At 65.4% G+C, this 25917-nt stretch carries 24 protein-coding genes and 1 other RNA gene; 11 read left to right on the top strand and 14 right to left on the bottom strand.

What is annotated here, in order from left to right; all coding sequences use genetic code 11:
- Positions 1-96 precede the first annotated feature (96 nt).
- On the top strand, positions 97-741 hold the full coding sequence (locus AC066Y_RS08760; RefSeq protein ID WP_456720589.1) for a glutathione binding-like protein: 645 nt from the start codon (positions 97-99) through the stop codon (positions 739-741).
- A gap of 261 nt (positions 742-1002) precedes the next feature.
- On the opposite strand, the gene AC066Y_RS08755 is transcribed toward AC066Y_RS08760, so the two are convergent.
- From AC066Y_RS08755 to AC066Y_RS08725, 7 genes are all read right to left on the bottom strand, one after another.
- On the bottom strand, positions 1003-1470 hold the full coding sequence (locus AC066Y_RS08755) for a nuclear transport factor 2 family protein (protein ID WP_478273515.1): 468 nt from the start codon (positions 1468-1470) through the stop codon (positions 1003-1005).
- An 86-nt stretch (positions 1471-1556) separates the two neighbouring features.
- Entirely contained in the window at positions 1557-2006 is a 450-nt protein-coding gene (gene ybgC, locus AC066Y_RS08750; protein ID WP_021076499.1) for a tol-pal system-associated acyl-CoA thioesterase, read from the bottom strand.
- 68 nt (positions 2007-2074) lie between these two features.
- Positions 2075-2992, bottom strand: coding sequence for a metallophosphoesterase (locus AC066Y_RS08745; RefSeq protein ID WP_478273514.1), 918 nt, complete (start codon positions 2990-2992; stop codon positions 2075-2077).
- Between the two features lie 173 nt (positions 2993-3165).
- Positions 3166-4215, bottom strand: coding sequence for a Holliday junction branch migration DNA helicase RuvB (gene ruvB, locus AC066Y_RS08740; protein ID WP_478273513.1), 1050 nt, complete (start codon positions 4213-4215; stop codon positions 3166-3168).
- Positions 4212-4829 carry a Holliday junction branch migration protein RuvA gene (ruvA, locus tag AC066Y_RS08735; protein ID WP_478273512.1) on the bottom strand — a complete coding sequence of 206 codons (618 nt, stop codon included), beginning with the start codon at positions 4827-4829 and terminating at the stop codon, positions 4212-4214. Before ruvA ends, ruvB begins: the two co-directional genes overlap by 4 nt.
- A complete protein-coding gene (gene ruvC, locus AC066Y_RS08730; protein ID WP_478273511.1) occupies positions 4826-5353 on the bottom strand; it encodes a crossover junction endodeoxyribonuclease RuvC in 528 nt (175 codons plus the stop codon). The genes ruvA and ruvC overlap by 4 nt, the downstream gene beginning before the upstream one ends.
- A 233-nt stretch (positions 5354-5586) precedes the next feature.
- Complete coding sequence (locus AC066Y_RS08725) at positions 5587-6333, bottom strand: YebC/PmpR family DNA-binding transcriptional regulator (RefSeq protein WP_478273510.1); 747 nt, start codon at positions 6331-6333, stop codon at positions 5587-5589.
- Between the two features lie 208 nt (positions 6334-6541).
- On the opposite strand from AC066Y_RS08725, the gene AC066Y_RS08720 reads away from it, so the two are divergent.
- A complete protein-coding gene (locus tag AC066Y_RS08720) occupies positions 6542-8299 on the top strand; it encodes a methyl-accepting chemotaxis protein (RefSeq protein ID WP_478273509.1) in 1758 nt (585 codons plus the stop codon).
- Positions 8300-8497: 198 nt separating this feature from the next.
- Positions 8498-9922 (top strand): methyl-accepting chemotaxis protein, encoded by a 1425-nt coding sequence (locus AC066Y_RS08715; protein ID WP_478273508.1) that lies wholly within the window; start codon positions 8498-8500, stop codon positions 9920-9922.
- A gap of 63 nt (positions 9923-9985) precedes the next feature.
- Here AC066Y_RS08715 and AC066Y_RS08710 read toward each other — a convergent pair whose 3' ends face one another.
- The 6 genes from AC066Y_RS08710 to AC066Y_RS08685 all read right to left on the bottom strand — a co-directional run bounded on the left by AC066Y_RS08710 (position 9986) and on the right by AC066Y_RS08685 (position 14618).
- Positions 9986-11758, bottom strand: a complete 1773-nt coding sequence (locus tag AC066Y_RS08710; protein ID WP_478273507.1) for an adenylate/guanylate cyclase domain-containing protein — start codon at positions 11756-11758, stop codon at positions 9986-9988.
- A 91-nt stretch (positions 11759-11849) separates the two neighbouring features.
- Positions 11850-12677 (bottom strand): TIGR00282 family metallophosphoesterase, encoded by an 828-nt coding sequence (locus AC066Y_RS08705; protein ID WP_478273506.1) that lies wholly within the window; start codon positions 12675-12677, stop codon positions 11850-11852.
- A 2-nt stretch (positions 12678-12679) separates the two neighbouring features.
- Positions 12680-13258 (bottom strand): 5-formyltetrahydrofolate cyclo-ligase, encoded by a 579-nt coding sequence (locus AC066Y_RS08700; RefSeq protein ID WP_456760728.1) that lies wholly within the window; start codon positions 13256-13258, stop codon positions 12680-12682.
- A 202-nt stretch (positions 13259-13460) separates the two neighbouring features.
- Positions 13461-13621: non-coding RNA, 6S RNA (gene ssrS / locus AC066Y_RS08695), on the bottom strand.
- A gap of 296 nt (positions 13622-13917) precedes the next feature.
- Positions 13918-14301, bottom strand: a complete 384-nt coding sequence (locus AC066Y_RS08690; protein ID WP_342724566.1) for a cell division protein ZapA — start codon at positions 14299-14301, stop codon at positions 13918-13920.
- Positions 14298-14618: a DUF4164 domain-containing protein gene (locus tag AC066Y_RS08685; protein WP_478273505.1), complete on the bottom strand. Its 321-nt coding sequence runs from the start codon at positions 14616-14618 to the stop codon at positions 14298-14300. Before AC066Y_RS08685 ends, AC066Y_RS08690 begins: the two co-directional genes overlap by 4 nt.
- A 339-nt stretch (positions 14619-14957) precedes the next feature.
- On the opposite strand from AC066Y_RS08685, the gene tkt reads away from it, so the two are divergent.
- The 8 genes from tkt to AC066Y_RS08645 all read left to right on the top strand — a co-directional run bounded on the left by tkt (position 14958) and on the right by AC066Y_RS08645 (position 24714).
- A complete protein-coding gene (gene tkt, locus AC066Y_RS08680) occupies positions 14958-16940 on the top strand; it encodes a transketolase (RefSeq protein ID WP_478273504.1) in 1983 nt (660 codons plus the stop codon).
- A gap of 162 nt (positions 16941-17102) precedes the next feature.
- The gene (gene gap / locus AC066Y_RS08675; RefSeq protein ID WP_176533606.1) at positions 17103-18110 is read left to right on the top strand and encodes a type I glyceraldehyde-3-phosphate dehydrogenase; all 1008 of its coding nucleotides are present in this window, start codon (positions 17103-17105) and stop codon (positions 18108-18110) included.
- A gap of 142 nt (positions 18111-18252) precedes the next feature.
- The gene (locus AC066Y_RS08670) at positions 18253-19449 is read left to right on the top strand and encodes a phosphoglycerate kinase (RefSeq protein WP_478273503.1); all 1197 of its coding nucleotides are present in this window, start codon (positions 18253-18255) and stop codon (positions 19447-19449) included.
- A 137-nt stretch (positions 19450-19586) separates the two neighbouring features.
- A complete protein-coding gene (gene fba, locus AC066Y_RS08665) occupies positions 19587-20654 on the top strand; it encodes a class II fructose-bisphosphate aldolase (protein WP_478273502.1) in 1068 nt (355 codons plus the stop codon).
- 264 nt (positions 20655-20918) lie between these two features.
- Complete coding sequence (locus AC066Y_RS08660; RefSeq protein ID WP_478273501.1) at positions 20919-21944, top strand: class I fructose-bisphosphate aldolase; 1026 nt, start codon at positions 20919-20921, stop codon at positions 21942-21944.
- Positions 21945-22622 carry a thiamine phosphate synthase gene (locus AC066Y_RS08655; RefSeq protein WP_478273500.1) on the top strand — a complete coding sequence of 226 codons (678 nt, stop codon included), beginning with the start codon at positions 21945-21947 and terminating at the stop codon, positions 22620-22622. It abuts the gene before it with no gap.
- A gap of 7 nt (positions 22623-22629) precedes the next feature.
- Positions 22630-23700, top strand: coding sequence for a tetratricopeptide repeat protein (locus tag AC066Y_RS08650; protein WP_478273499.1), 1071 nt, complete (start codon positions 22630-22632; stop codon positions 23698-23700).
- A gap of 219 nt (positions 23701-23919) precedes the next feature.
- Positions 23920-24714, top strand: coding sequence for an inositol monophosphatase family protein (locus tag AC066Y_RS08645; RefSeq protein WP_173638789.1), 795 nt, complete (start codon positions 23920-23922; stop codon positions 24712-24714).
- Between the two features lie 13 nt (positions 24715-24727).
- Here the strand turns inward: AC066Y_RS08645 and AC066Y_RS08640 are convergent, their stop codons facing one another.
- Positions 24728-25864, bottom strand: a complete 1137-nt coding sequence (locus AC066Y_RS08640) for an AAA family ATPase (protein WP_478273498.1) — start codon at positions 25862-25864, stop codon at positions 24728-24730.
- Positions 25865-25917 lie beyond the last annotated feature (53 nt).

The raw sequence follows: 25917 nt of genomic DNA, 5'->3' as shown, positions 1-25917 counted from the left end.
CGCACTTAAATCCTTGACCGCATCAATATTATCCAGGACAGTACAAAAATCAACAAGGCCGGGACATCCGCGCCAGACCGCCCCAAGGAGGCACCAATGGACCTTTATTTCTCGCCGCTCGCCTGCTCGATGGCGACCCGTGTCGCGCTCTATGAAGCCGGCCAGCCGGCCAACTATCTCGAGGTCGATCCGAAGACCAAGCAGGTGCGCAACGACGGCTCCGACTTCAACAAGGTCAACCCGCTCGGGCTGGTGCCGACGCTGCGCACCGACGACGGCGTGGTGCTGACCGAGAACGCGGCGATCCTGCAATATGTCGCCGACCAGTTCCCGCGGGCCGGCCTCGGCACCGCGTCGAACGCCGAGCGGTCAAAGCTGCATCAATGGCTGTGCTTCATCGGCACCGAGCTACACAAGGGCCTGTTCCTGCCGCTGCTCGACAAGAAGGCGCCGCCGGACGCCAAGGCCTACGCGCTGGAAAAATACGTGTCGCGGCTCGACTATGTCGAGGATCATCTGAAAGGCCGCGAGTATTTGCTCGATCATTTCAGCGTCGCTGACGCCTATCTCGTCACGGTCATCAACTGGACCATGGCGACGCCGCCGATCGAGCTCGCGAAATGGCCGGCCCTGAAGGCCTATTACGAGCGCCTGCGAACCCGGCCGTCGGTTGCCAAGGCGGTCGCGGAAGAGTTCGAGCTCTACAAGGCCGAGATCGCGCGCCACAAGGCCGCGGCGTAAGGCGGTTTCTTACCATGCGTCGTCCCGGCCTTCGCCGGGACGACAACTAAAGCGCGATGAGATTAGGTTGAGCTGGAACGGCGTCGAAAGTTCACCTCTCCCTTGGGAGAGGTCGATTTGCGCAGCAAATCGGGTGAGGGGTCACGGTCTATCGAGAGAGCAGGAGCCCTCACCCGGATTGCTTCGCAATCCGACCTCTCCCCGGCGGGGAGAGGTGAACCGAAAACGCGGCGGGCCGATTCAACCAAAACTCATCCCGCCTCAGAACGGTTCCTGGCCCAACCCCGGCACATCGGCCGGACGCGGGCCGGGAGCCGGCCAGTGGAAGCGGCGATCCTTCTCCGTGATCGCGATGTCGTTGATCGAGGCCTCGCGGCGGCGCATCAGGCCGTGCTCGTCGAACTCCCACTGCTCGTTGCCGTAGGAGCGAAACCAGTTGCCGGCGGCGTCGTGCCATTCGTACTGGAAGCGCACCGCGATGCGGTTGCCGTCGAACGCCCAGAGATCCTTGATCAGACGATACTCCCGCTCCTTTTCCCATTTGCGGGTCAGGAAGGCGACGATCGCCTCGCGGCCCTCAAACACCTCGGCACGATTGCGCCAGCGGCTGTCCTCGGTATAGGCGCCGGCAACCCGAACGGGGTCGCGCGAATTCCAGGCATCTTCCGCCGTGCGCGCCTTCTGCGCGGCGGTCTCGCGGGTGAAAGGCGGCAGTGGCGGGCGTGACATCGGCGATCCCTCGCGGTTGTTTTGTCACGCGCAAATCTATCGTCGCCGGATGAAGAGTCGATGGGGCATTCCCTATCACCCGATAGCTAGGCCAGATCGGCCTTCATCAGTGCGCGGATGGACTTCGGAATCGGCTGTGCCCTGCCCTGACTGACGAAGGCGACGCGCACCTGCGCCTTCACAAGCACGTCATCGCCGCGCCTAACCTCCTGCGCGAGCATGATGGATGCGCCCTTCACCGCGATCGGCCAGGTCACGACGTCGAGCATGTCGTCCATCCGCGCGGGCTTGAGGAAGTCCAGCGTCATCGAGCGCACGACAAAGGCGAAGCCGCCGGTCTCCTCCTGCGCCTCCTCGAACAGCGCGTTCTGTTCGGCGCCCATCAATCGGAGATGATTGGTGCGCCCGCGCTCCATGAAGCGCAAATAGTTGGCGTGGTAGACGATGCCGGAAAAATCGGTGTCCTCGTAATAGACACGGACCTGCATATGGTGTCGGCCATCGCGGATCGCGCCGTCGATATGGGGTAAGGTCAATTGCGGCCCCTCGATCGCTCTCGGAAAGACAATCGTTTTGCGCAAATTGCCCGATCACGCAAGCGCGATCAGGACACCACCGGCCCCTTTGCGCCGAGCGTGACCTGCACGATCTCGGGCGGCACGCCGAGGCGGAACGGCATGATGCTGCAGCCGAGGCCGCCGGAGACGACGACGTCGCATTTCAGCTTGAAATGGCCGTAGGCGAGCCGCATGCCGTGCTTCACCGGCACCGCCGGCGACCAGCCGAGCAGCCGGATCTGGCCGCCATGGGTGTGGCCGGACAGCTGCAGCGCGACGCGTGAGGGCACGCGGAGCGCGACGTCGGGCTCATGCGCGAGCAGGATCACCGGCGCATCATCGGTGACTTTTGCAAGCGTCGCGTTGAGATCGTCGACCCCGATGCGCCGGACCTCGCGATAGCGCCGCGCCGGCAGATAGGCGAGCTGGTCGCCGAGGCCGGCGAGCCAGAACGGGCGGTTATCCTTGACGAGCCGCACCGCATCGTTCTCGTAGACCGGAATGCCGACGCGCTCCAGCGCACGGCGCGCGACGGGTGTGCCCTGCCCCAGGCGCTGCACCGTCTTGTCTTCCCAATAATCGTGATTGCCGAGCACAGCATGGACGCCGAGCGGCGCCTTCAGGTCCTTGAGCACCGCGGCCCATTCGGAGGCCGGAATGAAGCGGGTGACGTGGCGCAGCCCCGCCACATAGTCGCCGAGCAGCACGATGATGTCGGGGTTCAGCGCGTTGGTGCGCTCGACGATCTCGGCGATGCGATCGAGCGACATCCATGGATCGCAGGCGTGAATGTCGGCGATCGCGGCGATCTTGAGCGGAAAGTCCGAAGGCCAATGCCGCGGCGACAGATCGTAGCGCGCCAGCGTGAGCCGGACGACCGGCTCGCTCAGGCCGTAGGCCCCGGTCGAGGCGGTGGCGGCGGTCATTCCGCCGGCGGTGCGCAGAAAATGTCGACGTGAAATCATGGACGCTTGATCGGTGATGCCTGGTCCATGATAGGCCCTTTGATTGGAGCGAAATTGGGCCGCGTTTGTGCAGACGGCCTGCAGAGACGTCGCAATGGTTAGCGGGCAAGGTTACCGTGCAGCGCGATGCGCTGCGTCAACACGTCTGTTCACGTCTTCGAGAGCGAGGAGGCTCAGTCTTCATCGTCATTGCCGCCGAACAGGCCGAACTGCGAGGGATCGCGGTTCGGCTCGGCAAGGCCGAGATGGCGGAAGGCATGTGAGGTCAGCAGTCTTCCGCGCGGGGTGCGCTGCAAATAGCCGCACTGGATCAGATAGGGCTCGATGATGTCTTCGATCGCATCGCGTGGCTCGGATAGCGCGGCCGCCATGGTCTCGACGCCGACCGGACCGCCGCCATAGTTCAAGGCAATGGTGGTGAGATAGCGCCGGTCCATCGCATCGAGCCCGGCGCTGTCAACCTCGAGCGCACTCAGCGCACGATCGGCGATGCCGCGATCGATGGCGTCGGCATCGGCCGCGGACGCAAAGTCGCGCACGCGGCGCAAAAGGCGGCCGGCGATGCGCGGCGTGCCGCGGGCGCGGCGCGCGATCTCGTTGGCGCCATCGGGGCTCATGCCGATGTTCAGCACGCGGGCGCCGCGGGTCACGATCTTTTCCAACTCTTCCTCGGTGTAGAAATTGAGCCGGATCGGAATGCCGAAGCGGTCGCGCAGCGGATTGGTCAGCAGGCCTGCGCGCGTCGTCGCGCCGACCAGCGTGAATTTCGACAGCTCGATCTTGACCGAACGCGCCGCGGGTCCTTCGCCGATGATCAGATCGAGCTGAAAATCCTCCATCGCGGGATAGAGCACTTCCTCGACCGCCGGGCTCAGGCGATGGATCTCGTCGATGAACAGCACGTCGCGCTCTTCCAGATTGGTGAGCAGCGCCGCGAGATCGCCGGCCTTGGCGATCACAGGACCGGAGGTGGCGCGGAAGCCGACACCGAGCTCGCGCGCGACGATCTGCGCCAGCGTGGTCTTGCCGAGACCCGGGGGGCCGACGAACAGCACGTGATCGAGCGCCTCGCCGCGCTTCTTCGCCGCCTCGATGAAGATCGAGAGATTCTTCCGCGCCTGCGCCTGGCCGACGAACTCCGTCAGCGACTGCGGGCGCATCGCGGTGTCGCCGACATCGTCGGAGCGGCGTTCGGGCGTGACCATGCGCGAGGGCGTATTCACTTCGACAATTCCTTCAGGCCCAGCCGGATCAGCTGCGCGGTCTCGGCCTTCTCACCGGCGCTGCGGGAGGCGGCGGCGATCGCGGCGGCGGCCTGCGGCTGGCCGTAGCCGAGATTGACCAGCGCGGAGATCGCGTCGGTGACTGGGCGCGGCGCGCGGTTGTTGTCGATCGCGCCGGACAGGTGCACCACCGCGGGATCGACATCGGCAAAGCCCGGCGCCTTGTCCTTCAATTCGCTGACGATGCGCTCGGCCACTTTGGGTCCGACGCCCGGCGTGCGCGCCACCGCCGCCTTGTCGCGCAGCGCGATGGCATTGGCGAGATCGGTCGGCGGCAACGTGCTGAGCACCGCGAGCGCGACCTTGGCGCCGACGCCCTGCACGGTCTGCAACAGGCGAAACCACTCACGCTCGAGATCGCTGCGGAAGCCGAACAGCTTGATCTGGTCCTCGCGGACATAGGTCTCGATCGAAAGCACGGCCGCGGCGCCCGGCTGTGGCAGCGCCTGCAGCGTACGGCTCGCGCAATGCACCTGATAGCCGACGCCGCCAACGTCGAGGATCACGTAATCCTCGCCGTAGGAATCGATCAGGCCCTTGAGCTTGCCGATCATAGGCTCGCCACCCTGAGCCGAAGCGCGGTGCTCTGGCGGTGATGGGCGTGGGTGATCGCGACCGCGAGCGCGTCAGCGGCGTCTGCGGACGGCGGCTCGGCTTTCGGCAGCAGTATCTTCAGCATCACCTGGATCTGGTTCTTCTCGGCATGTCCGGCGCCGACCACGGTCTTCTTGACCTGGTTCGGCGCGTATTCGGCGACCGAGATACCGAACATTGCGGGCGCCAGCATGGCGACGCCACGCGCCTGGCCGAGTTTCAGCGTGGCAACGCCGTCCTTGTTGACGAAGGTCTGCTCGACCGCGGCCTCCGCCGGTCGGTAGTGGCCGAGCACGGCGGCCAGCCCCTCATGGATCGCGAGCAGCCGGCTCGCCAGCGGCAGATCGTCCGGCGGCTCGACCGAACCGCAGCCGATATAGACCAGACGGTTGCCCTCGGTCTCGATCACGCCCCAGCCGGTGCGGCGGAGACCCGGATCGATACCGATGATGCGGACGGGAGAGCGAATCGGCTGCGATGTCATGGGGTAGTGATACCGCCTGGGCCGGGAGAACGAAACACAAACGGAGGTTCGTCCCCTGCCGAGGTCGTTGTGCTCGGCCGCGCTCGTCATCCCATTCTTGCTTGTCATCCCCGGCAAAAGCGGGGGTATCCAGTACGCTGCGGCCTCGCGAATCAAACGACGGTCTCTGGAATACCGGATCGCCCGGATCGAACCGGGCGATGACAGCGGAGTTCGGGGCGATGAACGGGCGCTTACCCGCCCATCTTCGCGAGCAGCGCGTCGGACACCTCGAAATTGGCGTACACGTTCTGCACGTCGTCGTGCTCGTTGAGCAGGTCCATCAGCTTCAGCAGCTTTTCGCCGGTCTCGTCGTCGACCGCGACGGTGTTCTGCGGCTTCCAGGTCAGCGCCGCCTTGCGCGGCTCGCCGAACTTCGCTTCCAGCGCCTTTGCAACTTCGCGGAAGGTCTCCTGCGAGGCGTAGACCTCGTGACCGGCTTCGCTCGAGACCACGTCGTCGGCGCCGGCCTCGATCGCGGCGTCCAGCATGGCGTCGTCGGAGGCGACCTTGGCGTCGTATTCGATGATGCCGGTGTGATCGAACATGAAGGCGACCGAACCGGTTTCGCCGAGATTGCCGCCCGACTTGGTAAAGAAGGAGCGGATATCGGAGGCGGCGCGGTTGCGGTTGTCGGTCAGCGCCTCGACGATGACGGCGACGCCGCCGGGGCCATAGCCCTCGTAGCGGATCTCGTCATAGTGCTCGCCCTCACCGCCGATCGCCTTCTTGATGGCGCGGTCGATATTGTCCTTTGGCATGTTCTCGGCGCGGGCGGCGACCACGGCGGCGCGCAGCCGCGGGTTCATCGCCGGGTCCGGGGTGCCGAGCTTGGCCGCCACGGTGATTTCGCGGGCCAGCTTGCCGAAAAGCTTCGACTTCTGGGCATCCTGCCGGCCCTTGCGGTGCATGATGTTCTTGAATTGGGAATGGCCGGCCATGCGACGTCTCTTCGAGCGTAGGGTCTGAACAGGGGTGGAAAACGCGGCCTTATAGGCCCCTGGCGGTCAAAATCAAAGGTCGGCAGGGGCCGTCCGGCGGGGGAATACTACCGCATGCCGGAATATGAGGCACTTGTTAACCACGACTTCATGCCCGGATGCGAGGATCACCCCGTCCCGCCGCAACTTTCCAAGAGCCCCCATCCCCATGGCGTTCGGTTTGTTTCGAAAGAAAGTGCCGGAGCCGGCCGCGCCTGCCGCCGCGCCGCAGGTTCCGACCGCGGCTGATGTCTCGACCGAGATTGATTCGGCCAAGGATTCGTCAAAGGAAATCCTGGAACTGCTGGAACTCGAGCTGGGCGCGATGATCCGCCAGCTCGAGCGCGCCGCGGGCTCGGTGGCCGACGGCGCCGAGGCGACGGCAGCCAAGCTCGCGACCATCCGCGCCCGCACCGACGCGCTGACCGGCCGCAGCAGCGATGCGCAGAGCACCGCGACGACGTTCTCCGAAGCCGCCGACCGGTTCACCCATTCCGCCGAAGGCATCGGCGCGCAGGTGCGCAGCGCGAGCCAACTCGCCGACGACGCCGCGGCCGCGGCGCGCGAGGCCACCGCCAATGTCGATCGCTTGCGCGAATCCTCGGCGGCGATCGGCAATGTCGTCAATCTGATCGCGCAGATCGCGCGGCAGACCACGCTGCTGGCGCTCAACTCGACGATCGAGGCGGCGCGCGCCGGCGCCGCCGGCAAGGGTTTTGCGGTGGTCGCCACCGAGGTCAAGGCGCTGGCGGTGCAGACCCAGAGCGCAACCGAAGAGATCACCCGCAAGATCGAGGCGTTGCAGAAGGACGCCACCGGATCGGCGGACGCCGTCCACCGCATCTCGCAGGCGATCGAAAAGATCCGACCGGTGTTCGCGAACGTCAACGGCGCGGTCGCCGAGCAGAACCAGATCACCGGCGAGATGGGCCAGAACGCGGCCTCCGCCTCCCATTTCATCGTCTCGGTCGGCACCAGCGCCGGCGAAATCGACTCGGCAACGCGCGAAGCCGCCGTGCATGGCGACAATGTCGCCAAGGCCGGCAAGGCGGTGACCGGCTTCGCCCAGAAGCTGAAGGCGCGCTGCGCGGTCCTGCTGCGCCAGGACGAGCGCGGCGATCCGCGCAAGAACGAGCGCCTGCCGTGCAGCCTCACGATCGAGATCACGACCGCGCGCGGCACGGTCACCGCGCCGGTCTACGAGATCGCGATGGACGGCATCCTGATCGGCGGGCCGGATGCCGAGAGGCTGCCGACCCATGAGACCCTGAGCGCGACCTTGCAGGATATCGGCGCCTGCCGGATCAGGATCGGCGAGCGCTCCAAGGCAGGCAGCCAGGCGCGCTTCGAGGTGGCGACCGCCGCGCTGCGCGAGAAGATCGAAGACCGGATGTGGGCGATTCACGAGGAGAATGCCGAACTCGTCACCCGCGCGATGGAAGCGGGTCGCACGCTGAGCAGGCTCTTCGAGGACGGACTGGCAAGCGGCGCGATCACGATCGCCGACATGTTCGACACCGACTATGTCGAGATATCAGGCACCAACCCGGTGCAGTATCGCACCAAAATGCTGGATTGGGCGGATCGCTCGCTGCCCGCTCTGCTCGAGGCGTTCCTCGCCAAGGACAAGCGCCTGGCGTTCTGCGCCACCGTCGACCGGAACGGCTACCTGCCGGTCCATAACAAGATCTACTCGCAGCCGCAGCGGCCGGGCGACGTGGCCTACAACACCGCCAATTGCCGCAATCGTCGTATCTTCAACGATCCCGCGGGCCTCGCCGCCGCGCAAAATCAGCGCGCCTATTTGGTTCAAAGCTATGCGCGCGACATGGGCAATGGCACCACGGTGATGATGCGCGAGATCGACGTGCCGATCCGCGTCCGCGGCCGGCACTGGGGCGCCTTCCGCACCGCCTACAAGCTTTGATGACTTCGTAGCATGGATGCAGCGAAGCGTAATCCGGGACAGGTATTCCCACGAGCAGGAATCCCGGATTTCGCTGCGCTGCATCCGGGCTACGCAGTGCGCGCTCAGGCAAGACCGTCGGCCCGAATCACGTTTTAGTTTTCGAAATGGGAATGTTGCGGCGGGCCAGCGGACCGCTCTGATGGAGGAAGTGCTGACATGTCGGCGGCGCAGCTTGCAGTGCTGGATACGTCATCGAACCGGACACTGGCCGAACGGCTGGTCGACCAGCTCGCCGACCGGATCGGCGGCCTCGGGGTCGAGCTTGCCGACATCGCCGGCAACGTCCAGGAGGTCGCGAACCGCGTCACCAACCAGTCGGAGCGGTTCCATCATTTGCAGGAGACCGCCGAGATCATGGTCTCGGCCAATCACGACATCGCGGGTGCTTCGCAGGCGGTGCAAACGACCGCAGCCGCCGCGGTTGGCCAGATCGCTGAATCGCGCAACGCGGTCGAGACGGCGGTCAGCCATATCGCAGAGCTCGTCGCAGCGGTCGGACGGATCGAGGCGCGGCTCGCCGCGGTCGGTTCCGCGCTGAGCCAGGTCGCCAAGGTCTCCGGTTCGATCGAGGCGATCGCCAAGCAGACCAACCTGCTGGCGCTCAACGCCACGATCGAGGCCGCGCGCGCCGGCAATGCCGGCCGCGGCTTTGCCGTGGTCGCGAGCGAGGTGAAGAACCTTGCCGAGGCGACCCGCCAGGCGACGCATCAGATTTCCGACACCGTACGCGACCTCGACGGCCAGATCGGCAGCCTGATCGGCGAGAGCAGCGACGCCTCGCTGCGCGCCAAGAGCGCCGGCGAAGGCGCCCGGCAGATCTCCGGCATCATCATGCGCGTGCAGGAGGGCTTCTCATCGGTCGGCACCGAGATCGACAGCGTGGCGCGCGCTGCAACCTCCAATCTCGGTCATTGCGACACCGTAATCGCCGAGCTGAACGAGCTCGCCAAGGGCGTCGATCTGTCCTCGCGCGACCTCAAGCACGCCGACGGCCGCGTCGCAAAGCTGCTCGAGCTGTCCGAGAGCCTGATCGTGACCATCGCCGACAGCGGCGTCGAGACCAGCGATGCGCCGCTGATCCGCGTCGTGATCGACACCGCGAAACAGATCTCGGAGCTGTTCGAGCATGCGATCGCGCGCGGCGAGATCACGCTCGCGCAGCTGATGGACGAGAATTATCGCGAGATCGCGGGCACCAATCCGAAGCAATATCTGACCGACTATGTCAGCTTCACCGACCGCGTGCTGCCGGCCATCCAGGATCCGATCCAGAAGACCGATCCGCGCATCGTGTTCTGCGTCGCCTGGGCGCGGAGCGGCTATCTGCCGACCCACAATCCGAACTACCGGCTGCCGCAGGGTCCGGACCCGGTGTGGAACAACGCCAATTGCCGCAACCGCCGGCTGTTCAACGACCGCGCGGTGAGCAAGGTCGCGGCCAATACCAAGCCGTTCCTGCTGCAGACCTATCGCCGCGACATGGGCGGCGGCAAATTCGTGTTGATGAAGGACGTGTCGTCGCCGATCTTCGTGAACGGCCGCCACTGGGGCGCGTTCCGGATGGGCTTCCGGCAGGGCTAGGCTCGTTGTTTGGACGCGTTTTCTTCACGCACACCGGAATCCACTTCGCTCGAAACGCCTTGGCTATTCCGGCAATCCTGCGTCGCGCAGTGCGGCGCCGATCTTGTCACGCAGCGCGGCATCGCGCACCGGAAACGCCTCGCTGACATGCGAGGTGCGGAAGCCCGGATGCACCCGCAACAAACGAGCGATCGCCTTTCTCGCCTCCCCCGCATCGCCCGCGCGGATCGCGTTGATGATGAAGGCACCCAACGAATGGGCATTGGTGTTGAAGCGCAACGACCGTCTGGCAACCTTGCATCCCTCCTCATAACGTTCGAGCCAGAAGTAGGCGTGCGCCATGCCGATCCAGGCGCTGACGCGCAAGGGATCGAGCGGACTAAGCCGGATCATGTAGTCGAAGCTCTCGATGGCCCGTTCGGTCTCGCCGCACATCAGCGAGACCCAGCCGCGCGAATACCAGGCGAATCCAAGATTGGGATTCAGTGTGATTGCCTCCTCGACCATCGACGAGCCGAGGTCGTAGTCATGCCCGAGATAGGTCAGCGCGTGGCCGGCCGTCGACTGCACGAACGCATCCTCCTCGCCGAGTCGCGACGCCAACCGTGCGTGCTTGACGGCCTCGAACCGCTCCGGGCCGTCGAGCGGCGAGCCGGTGGTGGCCTGCCGGGCCATCCAGGTCCACGCCAGCATTGCATGCGCCGCGGCGAACTGCGGATCGAGCTCGATCGCGTACTTGAACAGCTTGTAGGCATCGGCGAGCGAGGCGCGCTGATGAATCAGCGCCATGCCTCGCAGGTAGAGGTCGTAGCTGTCCAGCTTGTCCGTCGGCTTCTGCCTGACACGCTCGAACTCGGCCTGTTCGAGCCTCGGCGCGATCAGGCCGACCACGTTTGAGGTGACCTTGTCCTGCAAGCCAAAGACATCCTCGAGGTCGCCATCGAAACGGTCGGCCCAGATATGGTTGCCGGTCGTCGCCTCGATCAGCTGACCGGTGATGCGGACACGGTTGCCGGCCTTGCGCACGCTGCCTTCGAGCACATAGCGCACGCCGAGCTCCTGGCCGACCCGCTTGATATCGACGGATTTGCCCTTGTAGGCGAAGCTCGAATTGCGCGCGATGACGAACAGCGATTTGAACCGCGACAGCGCCGTGATGATCTCCTCGACCATGCCGTCGGCAAAATAATCCTGCTCGCGATCCCCGCTCATGTTGTCGAACGGCAGCACTGCAATCGACGGCCTATCCGGCAGTGGAAGCGGCTGGACTGGCACTGTGGGCACTGCCGAGCGCTCCGCGGCAGACTCGCCGCCGACCCGAATCTGCCATACCCGCATCGGTTCGGCGATATTCTTCAGCGACTGTGAGCCCAGGTCACCGAAATCGATATCGACCTTGCCTCGGATTTGCCGATGGGCATCGTCCGAAATGCAAATTCCGCCGGGGTCGGCCATTCCCTCGAGACGCGCCGCGATGTTGACGCCGTCGCCGAAGATATCGTCACTGTCGATGATGATGTCGCCGACGTGAATGCCGATGCGGAATTCGATTCTGCGATCGGGCGGCACCGCGACGTTTCGTTCGGTCATGCCCCGCTGAATCTCAATGGCGCACCGCGCCGCATCGACAGCGCTGGCGAACTCGACCAACATCCCGTCACCGGTGGTCTTGACGATGCGGCCTCGGCATGCCGCGATGGTCGGATCGACCAGCGTCTGGCGGGCGCCCTTCAGGTCGCCAAGCGTCCGCTCCTCGTCGCGACCCATCAGGCGGCTGTAGCCGGCAACATCGGCCGCTACCAAGGCCACCAAACGACGTTCGACGCGCTCGGACACCGCAATCTCCGGAAGCTAAAATCACAGGGATCGAAAAATCACTGTCCCCTCAAAAATCACTGCGCATCAAAGCACGACAAGATGTCGCAGGCTAGCTCAGCCAGAACCCCGGCACCGCGGGCTCGAGCCGCCCGCCGGCGCGCACCGGCGCGATCCTGACCGCAAGCCCGGTCGCATCGTCGGTCTCGACCGCGACGCCGCTCAGCGTCGCAACGCCTCCAGCCGGCTCGAAACGTCCGGAGGGAATGCCGGTGAGGAAACGCTGCAGCGGCTCCTCCTTCTGCATGCCGATCACCGAATCATAGTCGCCGGTCATGCCGGCATCGCTCATATAGGCGGTGCCGCCGGGCAGCACCTGATGGTCGGCGGTCGGCACATGGGTGTGGGTCCCGACCACGAGGCTGACGCGGCCGTCGCAGAAGAAGCCGACGCCCTGCTTCTCGCTGGTGGCCTCGGCATGGAAATCGAGCACGATGGCGTCACAGCCTTCGCGCAACGGGCAGGCGTCGAGCTCGCGCTCGATCGCGCTGAACGGATCGTTCGAGGACGGCTCCATGAAGACGCGGCCGATCGCGTTGATGATCAGCGCGCGCTTGCCGCTCTTGGTGTCGACCAGCGTGGCGCCGCGGCCCGGCGAATGGCGCGGGAAGTTCAGCGGCCGGATCAGGCGCGGCGCGCGCTCGATGAAGACCAGCGCCTCCTTCTGATTCCAGGCGTGGTTGCCGAGCGTGATCGCATCGGCGCCGGCATCGAGCAGCTCCTGATAGATCGCCTCGGTGATGCCGAAGCCGCCGGCGGCGTTCTCGCCATTGACGACGACGAGATCGAGCGACCAGCCCCTGATCATGCCGGGAAGATGGTCTGATATGGCGGTGCGGCCGGTCCTGCCGACGACGTCACCAACGAACAGAATACGCAAGGCTAGCCACTCCGGAAATCGAACGTCTTGCGCTCCGTTAGCACATAATCGAGCGGAACGTCGTGCGACAGCGCCGGAATGGCCTTGGTTTCCTGTGCAGCAAAGGCGACCCCCACCCCGATCACATGCTTGGCCTTGCGCAGATGTGCAAAGGTATAGTCGTAATAGCCGGCGCCATAGCCGATGCGGTGGCCGAGCCTATCGAATGCCGCGAGCGGCACCAGCATGACGTCGGGATGCACCTCGGCGGCGGCCGGCGACGGCTCGGGAATGCCGAGCGGGCCGAGCATCAGCCGGTCCTGCGGCGACCAGCTGCGGAAGGTCAGCGACTGGCCGCGCGCATTGATGCAGGGCAGCGCAAGCCGCGCCCCCTTTTCGGCAAGCTTCTTCATCAGCGGCGCCGGATCGAGTTCGCTGCGGATCGGCGCATAGCCCGAGACGATCATGCCTTGCGTGATCTCGAACGGCGCGCCGCGCTTGGCGAGCGCTTCGGCGGCGGCCGCGCGCTTCTCGTCGCTCAGCGCGTCGCGCTTGGCGAGGGCAAGTGCCCGAAGCTCGGCCTTCGATGGAGATGCGTGCATGGTCCATCTTCCGCTGTCATCGTCCGCAAAACGCGAACGAGCCGGCACTCAGAAACGCTAGCATTCGTTTGACCAGGCCGCGGCGCACTGGACACCCCGCGAGGACCTGCCAGCGGGCGAGCCGATGACGAGACCCATTGCGGGGAAACTGCACCACAATCAAACCGCCGCAGCGCGACGACAAGGCAACAGCAAAATTCAGTGCGAAGCCGCAGAGGCCGTTGGAGCGCTCGATCCCGGAGTTCCCTACGAAAGTAGGTGGGCACCATATGTCCGGGTCCACGGACCCGGCCAGGGACAGTTCCCTAAAGGATCGATAAGGCCCCGGGGATATATGGCTCCTGACGCACGACGCAGCTTCGCGAGGGCTAATCTAGCTATCGTTGATCCAATCCGCCAGCGGTAAGGAAGACGCAGTCCAAGCTCTCGTATGATCTTCCTCACCCTCCGCAGGGGCGCGCTGCCAAAACATCGAAAACAACCCCATGCAAAGGAGCCGGCGGCTTGCCGGCATTCGACACGGCAACTTGACATGTCGGGCAAATCAGCAGCACTATTCTAATATTCAGAAATTTTTCAGCCGCGCTCCGTCCCGCACCATGGGAGGTGGCCGCAGCCATCTGCGATGGCCTGCCCAGAAGAGCTAAGGTGAAGCAAGATCACCCGATCGCGATGCCGCCGCCGATGGTGCGGTTGAGCACCTGCGTGGTGCGCTCGATCCGCTCGGCGGCGGCGTTGAGCGCGTTGGAGACCGCGGTCTGGGTGGCGCGGGCGCGGTCGGTGGCGGCGACGCGGGCATTGCGCAGCTGCTCGACCTCTTCCTCGAGGCTGCGGATGCGTGCGCCCGCATCGACCAGCTCGTCGCAGGCGGTGAGCGCCGCCATCACGGTGAGCCTGGCATCGCCGATCTCGCCGAACTTGCCGCGCAGCGATTCGACGCGCTGCTGGAGATTTTCCGCGAGCTTCAGGAGCCGCACCTCCTGGCCCTCCTCGCAGGCCATCCGATATTGCCGGCCATTGATGGTGACGTTGATGTGGCTCATCTGCCTTCTCCGCCCTCGAGCACGGCGCGAATGGTGCCGATCGCCGCATCGAGCTTTTCCACGATGTCGCGATTGACGCGCTCGAGCTTGCGCGTCTTCACCAGCGATCCGTCGAGCTCGTCGGCAAGCCGGGAGCGATCGGCGCCGAGCGCCTGGATCCGGCTCGCCAATTCGTTTTCGTCGCGGTCGGCCTCGCGGCGCCGCTCCACCGAGTTCTCCAGCGCATCGAGCGCTGCCATCAGCCGCCTTGTCGCAGCATCGATATCGGCGAGCGGTGCCTCGGTATTGCCAGAGCCGTTGGCGAGACGATCACTCATGACACGCGGTGTGGACCCTTCGAAATCGGCTAGCTGGGGTAGCCCCCGGTGGAAACAGGCCTGCCGCACGGCAAAACTGGCGGTTCGGCAAGCGGTTAGCGGACGAAATTTACGTGGCAAGCGAGCCGAGCGCAACGGCGGCGCCAAACTATGCACCGTTGAATGAAATTGGGCCATTTTGAGCAACTTTTCCCCGTTTTGGGGCGTTTCATCGCCTTGGACTTGCGGAATTGAGGTGCTAATCCACCCTCCAACCCGTAAGGCCATCCATGCGCGTATCGCGGCTCCCGCCCCGATGCGTCCAGCAATCATCACCTCATTTCAGGCGGACTTTTCATCATGACGCAGGTCGATCACACCCGTATGGCCAATGCGATCCGTGGCCTTGCCATGGACGCCGTCGAGAAGGCGAATTCCGGCCATCCCGGCCTGCCGATGGGCGCTGCCGACATCGCGACCGTCCTGTTCACCAAATTTCTGAAATTCGATGCGGCCGACACGGCATGGCCCGATCGCGACCGCTTCGTGCTCTCGGCCGGCCACGGCTCGATGCTGCTCTATGCCTTGCTGTACCTCACCGGCAACAAGGACATGACGCTCGACCAGCTCAAGCATTTCCGCCAGCTTGGGTCGCTGACGCCGGGACACCCGGAGAATTTCCACACCAAGGGCATCGAGACCACCACCGGCCCGCTCGGCCAGGGCATTGCGACCGCGGTCGGCATGGCGCTCGCCGAGAAGATGCTCGCCGCAGAGTTCGGCAAGAAGATCGTCAACCACCACACCTATGTGCTCGCCTCCGACGGCGACCTGATGGAAGGCATCTCGCAGGAAGCAATCGCGCTGGCCGGTCACTGGCGCCTCAACAAGATGATCGTGCTGTACGACGACAACGGCATCTCGATCGACGGTCCGACCTCGATCTCCGATTCCGTCGACCAGGTGAAGCGCTTCAAGTCCGCGGGCTGGGCCGCCGAATTGATCGACGGCCATGATCCGCAGGCGATTGCCGCAGCGATCACCCGCGCTCAGAAATCCAACAAGCCTTCGATGATCGCCTGCAAGACCACGATCGGCTTCGGCGCGCCGACCAGGGCCGGCACCGCGAAAGCGCATGGCGAGGCGCTCGGCGCCGCCGAGCTCAAGGGTGCCAAGGAGAAGCTCGGCATTTCGCTCGAGCCGTTCTCGGTGCCCGACGACGTGCTGAAGGCCTGGCGTGAGGCGGGTGCCCGCGGCGCCGCCGAGCACAAGGCTTGGGACGAGCAGTTCGCGCAGCTCGGCAACCGCAAGCGCGCCGAGTTCGAGCGCCGCCTGCGTCACGAGCGGCCGCAATCGCTCGCCAAGGGGCTGCGCGCCTTCAAGAAGGGCCTGTTGGAGAATCCGCTCAACGTCGCCACCCGCAAATCGTCGGAAGCCGCGATCGAAGTGATCGCCGCCGCGATGCCGATGGAATTCGTCGCCGGCTCCGCCGATCTCACCGGCTCCAACAACAACAAGGCGAAGTCGGCAGTGGCGTTCGCCGCCAAGACGCCGAAAGGCCGCTTCATCCATTACGGCATCCGCGAGCACGGCATGGCGGCGTGCCTCAACGGCATCTTCCTGCACGGCGGCTTCGCGCCGAACGGCGCCACCTTCCTGGTGTTCACCGACTATGCGCGCGGCGCAATCCGGCTGTCGGCGCTGATGGGCACCGGCGTGGTCTATGTGATGACCCATGACTCGATCGGCCTCGGCGAGGACGGCCCGACGCACCAGCCGGTGGAGCACCTCTCGGCGCTGCGCGCGATGCCCAACATGCGCGTGTTCCGTCCCTGCGACGCGGTTGAGACCGCCGAGTGCTGGGAACTGGCGCTCAACCGGATCGACGGGCCGACCGTGCTGGCGCTGACCCGCCAGAACCTGCCGCAGCTCCGCACCACGGCGCCGAACGACAACCCGTGCAGCCACGGCGCCTACGAGCTGGTCGCGGCGCAGGGTGACGCAAAAGTGTCATTGTTCGCCTCCGGTTCCGAGGTCCAGATCGCGGTCGAGGCGCAGAAGCAGCTCGCCGGGCGCGGCATCGCGACGCGGGTCGTCTCGGTCCCGTCGCTGGAATTGCTGCTGGCGCAGCCCGCCGAGCGGCAAAATGCCGTCATCGGCAACGCTCCGGTCAAGATCGCGATCGAGGCTGCGGTGCGCTGGGGCTGGGATGCCGTGATCGGCCGCGATGGCGAATTCGTCGGCATGCACGGTTTCGGCGCCAGCGCCCCGGCGAAGGACCTTTTCCCGCATTTCGGCATTACTGCGGAGGCCGTCGTTAACGCTGCCCTGAAGCGCGTCTGACGCTGGCCTGACACCGCCGGTCAAAGGTTGAGCTTGCCGCGAAAAAGGATTACCAAAGCTCCATCTTTTCCGCTCGCGTCCGGCTGAACCGGGCGTTCCGCCGTAAAACCCTCGTGGGACCACTCCCGCGGGGCCGGCAGTAGCTTTTAGAGGAGACACAGCATGGCAATCCGCGTCGCGATCAACGGGTTTGGGCGTATCGGCCGCAATGTGTTGCGCGCCATCGCCGAGTCCGGCCGCAAGGACATCGAGGTGGTCGGCATCAACGACCTCGGCCCGGTCGAGACCAACGCGCACCTGCTGCGCTTCGATTCCGTGCACGGCCGCTTTCCGGGCACCGTGACCGTCGACGGCGACTCGATCAGCGTCGGCGACAACAAGATCAAGGTCTCGGCCGAGCGCGATCCCTCCAAGCTGCCGTGGAAGGCCCTCGGCGTCGACATCGCGCTGGAATGCACCGGCATCTTCACCGCCAAGGACAAGGCCTCGGCGCACCTCACCGCCGGCGCCAAGCGCGTGCTGGTCTCGGCCCCGGCCGATGGCGCTGACGCCACCATCGTCTACGGCGTCAACCATGACACGCTGAACAAGGATCAGCTCGTCGTCTCCAACGGCTCCTGCACCACCAACTGCCTCGCGCCGGTTGCCAAGGTGTTGAACGAGACGGTCGGCATCGAGACCGGCTTCATGACCACGATCCACGCCTATACCGGCGACCAGCCGACGCTCGACACCCTGCACAAGGATCTCTATCGCGGCCGCGCCGCGGCGATGTCGATGATCCCGACCTCGACCGGTGCCGCGAAAGCCATCGGCCTGGTGCTGCCGGAACTGAAGGGCAAGCTCGACGGCGTCTCGATCCGCGTGCCGACGCCGAACGTCTCGGTGATCGATCTGAAGATCGTCGCCAAGCGCTCAACCGACGCCAAGGAAATCAACGAGGCGATGAAGCGCGCCTCCGAGCAGCAGCTCAAGGGCATCCTCGGTTTCACCACCGCGCCGAACGTCTCGATCGACTTCAACCACGATCCGCACTCGGCCACCTTCCACATGGACCAGACCAAGGTGCAGAACGGCACGCTGGTGCGTGTGATGGCCTGGTACGACAATGAGTGGGGCTTCTCGAACCGCATGGCGGACACCGCCGTCGCGATCGGCAAGCTGATCTGAATTCGACTGTTCGTGATGCCCGGCCGAGCGCCGGGCATCTGCGTGTTTGCCCCCTCATTCGCGACCTTGACGGCCGCGACATCGGCAAGCGAAAGCGACGCCGTCCGCTGGATGGCTGTGTCCGGCCGCACAGGAAACGCCCATGACCAAATCGTTCCGCACCCTCGACGACGTCAACGTGAAGGGCAAGCGCGTGCTGCTGCGCGTCGACCTCAACGTCCCCATGGAAGGCGGCCGCGTCACCGACGCCACGCGGCTCGAGCGCGTTGCCCCCACGATCACCGAAATTTCCGACAAGGGCGGCAAGGTGATCCTGCTCGCCCATTTCGGGCGGCCCAAGGGCCGCGATCCCAAGGAGTCGCTGAAGCCGGTCGCCGAGGCGCTGTCGAAGGTGATCAAGCGCCCGGTCGCCTTCGCCGAGGATTGCATTGGCGAGCCCGCGGCCAAGGCGGTTGCGGCCCTCAACGACGGCGACATCCTCTGCCTCGAGAACACCCGCTTCCACAAGGAAGAGGAGAAGAACGACGCCGGCTTCGTCGCTGAACTGGCCAAGCTCGGCGACATCTGGGTCAACGACGCCTTCTCCGCCGCGCACCGCGCCCACGCCTCGACCGAAGGCCTCGGCCACAAGCTGCCGGCCTATGCCGGCCGCACCATGCAGGCCGAGCTCGACGCGCTCGGCAAGGCGCTGGAAGCACCGACCAAGCCCGTGATCGCGATCATCGGCGGCGCCAAGGTCTCGACCAAGATCGACCTGCTGGAAAACCTCGTGAACAAGGTCGACGCGCTGGTGATCGGCGGCGGCATGGCCAACACCTTCCTGCACGCGCAGGGCATCGCCGTCGGCAAGTCGCTCGCCGAAAAGGACCTCGCCGCGACCGCGCTGCGGATCATGGAGAAGGCCAATGCGGCGAATTGCGCGATCATCCTTCCCGTTGACGCCGTCGTCGCCAACCAGTTCGCCGCCAATGCGCCGTCGCACGCCTATGGCCTCGACGCGATCCCGGCCGAGGGCATGATCCTCGACGTCGGCCCGCAATCGATCGCGCGGATCCATGCCGCGATCGACGATGCCGCGACGCTGGTCTGGAACGGGCCGCTCGGCGCCTTCGAATTGACGCCGTTCGACCGCGGCACCGTGGTGTCGGCCAAGCATGCCGCCGAGCGCACCAGGGCCAGGAAGCTGATCTCGGTCGCCGGCGGCGGCGATACCGTCGCGGCGCTCAACCAGGCGGGCGTGGCCGGCGATTTTTCCTACGTCTCGACCGCGGGCGGCGCGTTTCTTGAATGGATGGAAGGCAAGCCGCTGCCGGGCGTCGAAGTGTTGAAAAACGGTTGATCCAGAGCATGATCCGGAAAAGTGTGAAGCGGTTTTCCGAAAAGATCATGCTCAAACAAAGAGCTAAGCGCGATGACGATTCAACCTAATCTCATCGCGCTTCAAATCCGCGAACGCGCTTTACAGGGAGAAATGGAATGGCTCGCATAACATTGCGGCAACTGCTCGATCACGCGGCCGAGCATGATTACGGCGTACCTGCCTTCAACATCAACAACATGGAGCAGGCGCTGGCGATCATGGCCGCGGCCTCCGAGGTCGACGCGCCCGTCATCATCCAGGCCTCGCGCGGTGCGCGGTCCTACGCCAACGACGTCATGCTCAAGCACATGATGGACGCCGTCACCGAGATCTACCCGCAGATCCCGGTCTGCGTGCATCTCGACCACGGCAACGAGCCCGCCACCTGCATGACCGCGATCCAGGCCGGCTTCACCTCGGTCATGATGGACGGCTCGCTGAAGGCCGACGGCAAGACCCCCGGCGACTGGGACTACAATGTCGGCGTCACCAGGACGGTGACCGGCATGGCCCATCTCGGCGGCATCTCGGTGGAAGGCGAGCTCGGCGTGCTCGGCTCGCTCGAGACCGGCATGGGCGACAAGGAAGACGGCCACGGCGCCGAGGGCAAGCTGTCGCATGACCAGCTGCTGACCAATCCGGACGAGGCCGTGAAGTTCGTCAAGGAAACCAAGGTCGATGCGCTGGCGATCGCGATGGGCACCTCGCACGGCGCCTACAAATTCACCCGCAAGCCCGACGGCGACATCCTCGCCATGAACGTGATCGAGGAAATCCATCGCAAGCTGCCGAACACGCATCTCGTCATGCACGGCTCCTCGTCGGTGCCGCAGGAGCTGCAGGAGATCATCAACGCCAATGGCGGCAGGATGAAGCCGACCTGGGGCGTGCCGGTCGCCGAGATTCAGCGCGGCATCAAGAACGGCGTGCGCAAGATCAACATCGACACCGACAACCGGATGGCGATGACCGGCCAGATCCGCAAGGTGCTGAAGGACAATCCGGAAGAGTTCGATCCGCGTAAGTACCTGAAGCCCGCGATGGAGGCGATGACCAAGCTGTGCAAGCAGCGCCTGCAGGAGTTCAACACCGCGGGCCAGGCCAGCAAGATCAAGAAGGTGCTGACCACGGCGGAAATGGCCAAGCGCTACGCTTCGGGCGCGCTCGATCCCAAGGTTGCGTAACGTATCCCTCCCTCTCCCCGCCCTTCGCGGGGAGAGGGTTGGGGTGAGGGGCCGCTTCCACGAGTGGTGAATGCGGTTAGACCTGTACCCCCTCACCCGGATTGCATCTAGCGATGCAATCCGACCTCTCCCCGCAAGCGGGGCGAGGTGAACAGAGCAAGCCAAATTTACTTGCGATCCCGGCCGCGACGAACGTTTTCTAGGCATTTGCCCGAGAACCGCCTATTTTGGCTCGCAAAGGCAATGCGCTCTGGAGGACGCCTCATGAACCTCGCTGACCTCAACAAGATCGCCCTCGCCATGGTCGCCCCGGGCAAGGGCATCCTCGCCGCCGACGAATCCTCCGGCACCATCAAGAAGCGTTTCGACGCCATCAAGGTCGATTCGACCGAAGACAATCGCCGCGACTATCGCGAGATGCTGTTCCGCTCGCAGGAGGCGATGAGCAAGTACATCTCCGGCGTCATCCTCTACGACGAGACGATCTGGCAGAATGCCAAGGACGGCACGCCGCTGATCAAGCTGATCGAGCAGGCGGGCACGATTCCCGGCATCAAGGTCGACGAAGGCACCCAGGCGCTGCCGAACTGCCCGGGCGAGCTCGTTACCGTCGGCCTCGACAAGCTCGCCGAGCGGCTGAAGAAATATTACGAGCGCGGTGCGCGCTTTGCGAAATGGCGCGCCGTGATCGATATCGGGCCGCGAATCCCGACCCAGACCGCGGTCCGCGTCAATGCGCACGCGCTGGCGCGCTACGCGGCGCTGTGCCAGGCCGCGCAGATCGTCCCGATCGTCGAGCCCGAGGTGCTGATGGACGGCGATCACGACATCGACCGCTGCTATGAGGTGACGCAGCGCGTGCTGAACCGCACCTTCCAGGAATTGCGGGTGCAGCGTGTCGCGCTCGAAGGCATGATTTTGAAGCCCAACATGGCGATCTCGGGCAAGAAATGCCCGAAGCAGGCGTCGGTGCAGGAAGTCGCCGAGAAGACCATCCGCCTGCTCAAGAGCTGCGTGCCCGCCGCGGTGCCGGGCATCGCCTTCCTCTCCGGCGGACAGAGCGACGAGGAGGCGACCGCGCATCTCGACGCCATGAACAAGATCGGCCATCTGCCCTGGCGACTGACCTTCTCCTATGGCCGTGCGCTGCAGGCGGCGCCGCAGAAGGCGTGGTCCGGCAAGCCCGACAATGTCCCCGCCGGCCAGCGCGCCTTCTCGCATCGCGCCCGGATGAACGGGCTCGCGAGCACCGGCAATTGGGAAGCCGGCCTCGAGAAACAGGCGGCATAATTGGCCACCAAGCCCGTTCCGCCGCGGCCGGCGCCGCGCCTCTATCTGGCAACCCCGCCGGTCGACGAGCCCGCGCGGCTTGCGGCCGAGCTTGCCGATCTGCTTGCCGCGGCCGACGTCGCGGCTGTTCTGGTGCGGCTGCGCGAGACCGATCCGCGCAGCATGATCTCCACCATCAAGGCGCTGGCGCCTGCGATCCAGAACGCGGGTGCGGCGCTGCTGATCGACGGCCATCCCGACATCGTGGCCCGCGCCGGAGCCGACGGCGCGCATCTGACCGGCCTCGCCGCGATGGAAGAGGCGATGCCCTCGCTGAAGCCCGACCGCATCGCAGGCGTCGGCGGGCTCGCGACGCGCCACGATTCCATGGCCGCGGGCGAAGCCGGTGCCGATTATGTGCTGTTCGGCGAGCCCGACGCCAACGGACAGCGCCCCTCGCCTGAAGCGATCGCCGAGCGGCTGGAATGGTGGGACGAATTGTTCGAGCCGCCCTGCGTCGGCTTTGCGACCTCGCGCGAGGAGGCCGAGGCATTCGCCGCGGCCGGCGCGGATTTCGTGCTGGTCGGAGATCTCATCTGGTCCGATCCGCGCGGCGCCAAGACCGCACTCGCCGAGATCGGCGCAGCGATTGCACAGGCGCATGCCGGCACGTTGGGCCAGGCCAAGGCCGAGGGATGACGCCGGAATGAACCGCCTGCGTCCGATAGGTGTTGCGCTCGGCTGCATGATGCTGACGAGCGGCGCGATGGCGCAGCTCTCGATCACGCCGCCGGCGCAGACGCCGCCCGCGAAGAAGGAGACGCCGAAAGAGAAGCCGAAGGTGCATGCGCCCGCCGCGAAGAAGCCCGCGCCGAAGCCCGCCGCCACACCAACGGCCACCCCGACGCCCTCGCCGACCCCGACGCCGGACGATCCCAATGTCGACCTCGTCTACGGCGCCTATCAGCGCGGCATGTACAAGACCGCATTCGAGCTGGCGATGGTCCGCGCCCAGAACAACAACGATACCAAGGCAATGACGATGCTGGGCGAGCTCTATGCCAACGGGCTCGGCGTCAAGCGCGACTACGTCAAGGCGGACGACTGGTACAAGCGCGCATCCGATGCCGGCGACCGTGAGGCGATGTTCGCCCTCGCCATGATGCGAATCGCGGGCCGTGGCGGCGCGGTGGACAAGGATTCCGCGGTCAAGCTGCTGGCCTCGTCGGCCAAGCTCGGCGAACCGAAGGCGGCCTATAACCTCGCGCTGCTCTATCTCGACGGCCAGACCCTGCCGCAGGACCTCAAGCGCTCCGCCGAGCTGTTGCGGATGGCCGCGGACGCCGGCAGCCCCGAGGCGCAATACGCGCTGGCGACCTTCTACAAGGAAGGCACCGGCGTGCCGAAGGACCTCGAAAAGGCGGCCCGCCTGCTGCAGGCCGCCTCGCTGGCCGACAATGTCGATGCCGAGGTCGAATACGCCATCGCGCTCTACAACGGCGCCGGCACGCCGCGGAACGTGCCGGCGGCGGTGGCGCTGCTGCGCAAGGCTGCCCGGCAGAACAGCGCGATCGCGCAAAACCGCCTCGCCCATGTGCTGGCGACCGGCGCCGGCGCCCCGGTGGACAAGGTCGAGGCGCTGAAATGGCACACCGTCGCCAAGACCGCCGGCAAGGGCGACCCCGATCTCGACGACATCCTCGCCGATATGAGCCCGGAAGACCGCGCCAAGGGCGAGGCAGCCGCGCGAAAATGGATCGGAAACAACGTCAAATGACGCCTTGACGGGGGCGCCTCCAGAGGGCACCCAGTCCGGCAATCCAAGGCAGTGCCCCTCCCGCCCCGGTCATCCTGAGGTGCGAGCGGAGCGAGCCTCGAAGATGTACGGCCCGGCTGGTGGCCGTTCGTCCTTCGAGACGCGCGTTCCGCGCTCCTCAGGATGACGGGACCACGCTTGGGCCGGTCCTCCAGCACAATCGCAAAGAAACCGTTCATCATGCTCTACTCCGCCCTCATCAATGTCATGGTCAAGGCCGCGCGCCGCGCCGGCCGCAGCCTCAAGCGCGACCTCGGCGAGATCGAACACCTCCAGGTGTCGCTGAAGGGGCCGGCGAACTTCGTCTCGCTCGCCGACAAGCGCGCCGAGGAGATGCTCTACACCGACCTCGAAAAGGCCCGGCCCGGCTACGGGTTCCTCGGCGAGGAAGGCGGCAAGCGCGAGGGCTCGGACAAGAGCCACACCTGGATCGTCGATCCCTTGGACGGCACCACCAACTTCCTGCACGGCATCCCGCAATTCGCGATCTCGATCGGGCTCCAGCGCGAAGACACGATCATCGCGGGCGTGATCTACAATCCCGCCAATGACGAGCTCTACATCGCCGAGCGCGGCAAGGGCGCGTTCCTCAACGACCAGCGGCTGCGCGTCGCCGGCCGCCGCCAGCTCAACGAATGCGTGGTCGCCTGCGGCCTGCCGCATATCGGCCGCGGCAACCACCAGCTGGCGCTGCAGGAGATGGCCGCGCTCCAGAACAAGGTCGCGGGCTTCCGCCGCTTCGGCGCCGCCTCGCTCGACCTCGCCTTCGTCGCTGCCGGCCGCCTCGACGGCTATTGGGAGCGCAATCTGCAGGCCTGGGACGTCGCGGCCGGCCTGCTGATGGTCCGCGAAGCCGGCGGCACCGTCTCCGGCATCCAGGGCAGTGACGACCCGCTGCAGACCGGCCACGTCGTCTGCGGCAACGAATTCGTGCACGGCGAGCTGATCAAGATCCTGAAGCCGCTCGGGCAATAGCGCGACGCGCGATCTAATCGTCGTCGTCATCTTCGTCGTCGTCTCGTCCGTCACGAAATTCACCGCCGAGGGTCAGACCCTCGATAGTCGTGGCGCCCTTCGCCTTGACCACCCGGCGAAGCGGGACCGAGCTCTCGCTGCGCAGCGCCTCCATCAGATGTTCCGAATGGGTGACGATCCAGATATCGGCGCGGCGCGACGCCTTGGCGATCAGCCTGGCCAACGGCGCCAGCAGCGATGGATGCAGGCTGGTCTCGGGCTCGTTCAGCGCGATGAACGGCGGCAGCCGATAGCCCATGAACACGGCGAGCAGGCAGATATATTTCAGCGTGCCGTCGGATAGTTCGTGCGCCTTGAACGGACGCGGCACGTCCGCTTGCTGCAGCTCAAACTCGCACCGCCCGTTTTCCGCCCATGCCCGGAGCTCGGCGCCCGGGAACGCGTCCTCGATCGCATCCTGCAGGTCGGCCGCATCTTGCCTGATCGCGCTGAGCGTTGCCAGGGCGGCGGCCAGATCGCTGCCATCAGCGCTCAGCGACGGCGTCGTGATCGCGAGACACGGCTTTCGGATCGGCGACGCCGGATCGGTGCGGAAATCGTGATAGAAGCGCCAGCTTTGCAGCGCGTTTCGGATCAGGTCGATTTCGGGGCACGCACTGCCGTCGAGGAAATCCGCGAGCGCGGTTTCCGACGGCAGTACCGCATCCTTGTGCTCGCTCCAGGCGCCGCTCTCGCCGCGGACGCTGACGCGCGAATTGGTCCGCTCCATCATCAGGACTTTTCGCTTGCCGTGGATCGCCTCGATGCGTTCGGACTTGATCATCGGCTCGCCGGGAAATGCCGCCTCGACCGGACCCGGATGTCCGAGCTCGATCGCGTAGTTGACGTGATCGAATCTGACCTCCAACCGCAACCGCCCATCTTCACCCCGCCTGCGGATGCCGGACCAGCAGACCGAGTTCAATCCACCCTCGTCGGCGATCGTGCGCGTGATCCGGCCGGTCGCCGCGTCGCGCAGCAGCGACAGGGACTTGTAGAGATTGGATTTGCCGACGCCGTTCTCGCCGACGAAGACCGACAGCGGTTGAATGGGCATGTGGAGCCGCCGAATGGAGCGATAATTCGAGATCGCAATATCGGTCGGCCGCATCACATGCCCTCAATCCCCGGGTTGCCTGTACGCTCCCCGTTCAATCCAGAGAT

It is taken from the genome of Bradyrhizobium sp. USDA3010 (assembly GCF_056429065.1).
Note: the sequence above shows the minus strand (reverse complement) of the source record. Positions and strands in the feature narration are given on the sequence as shown.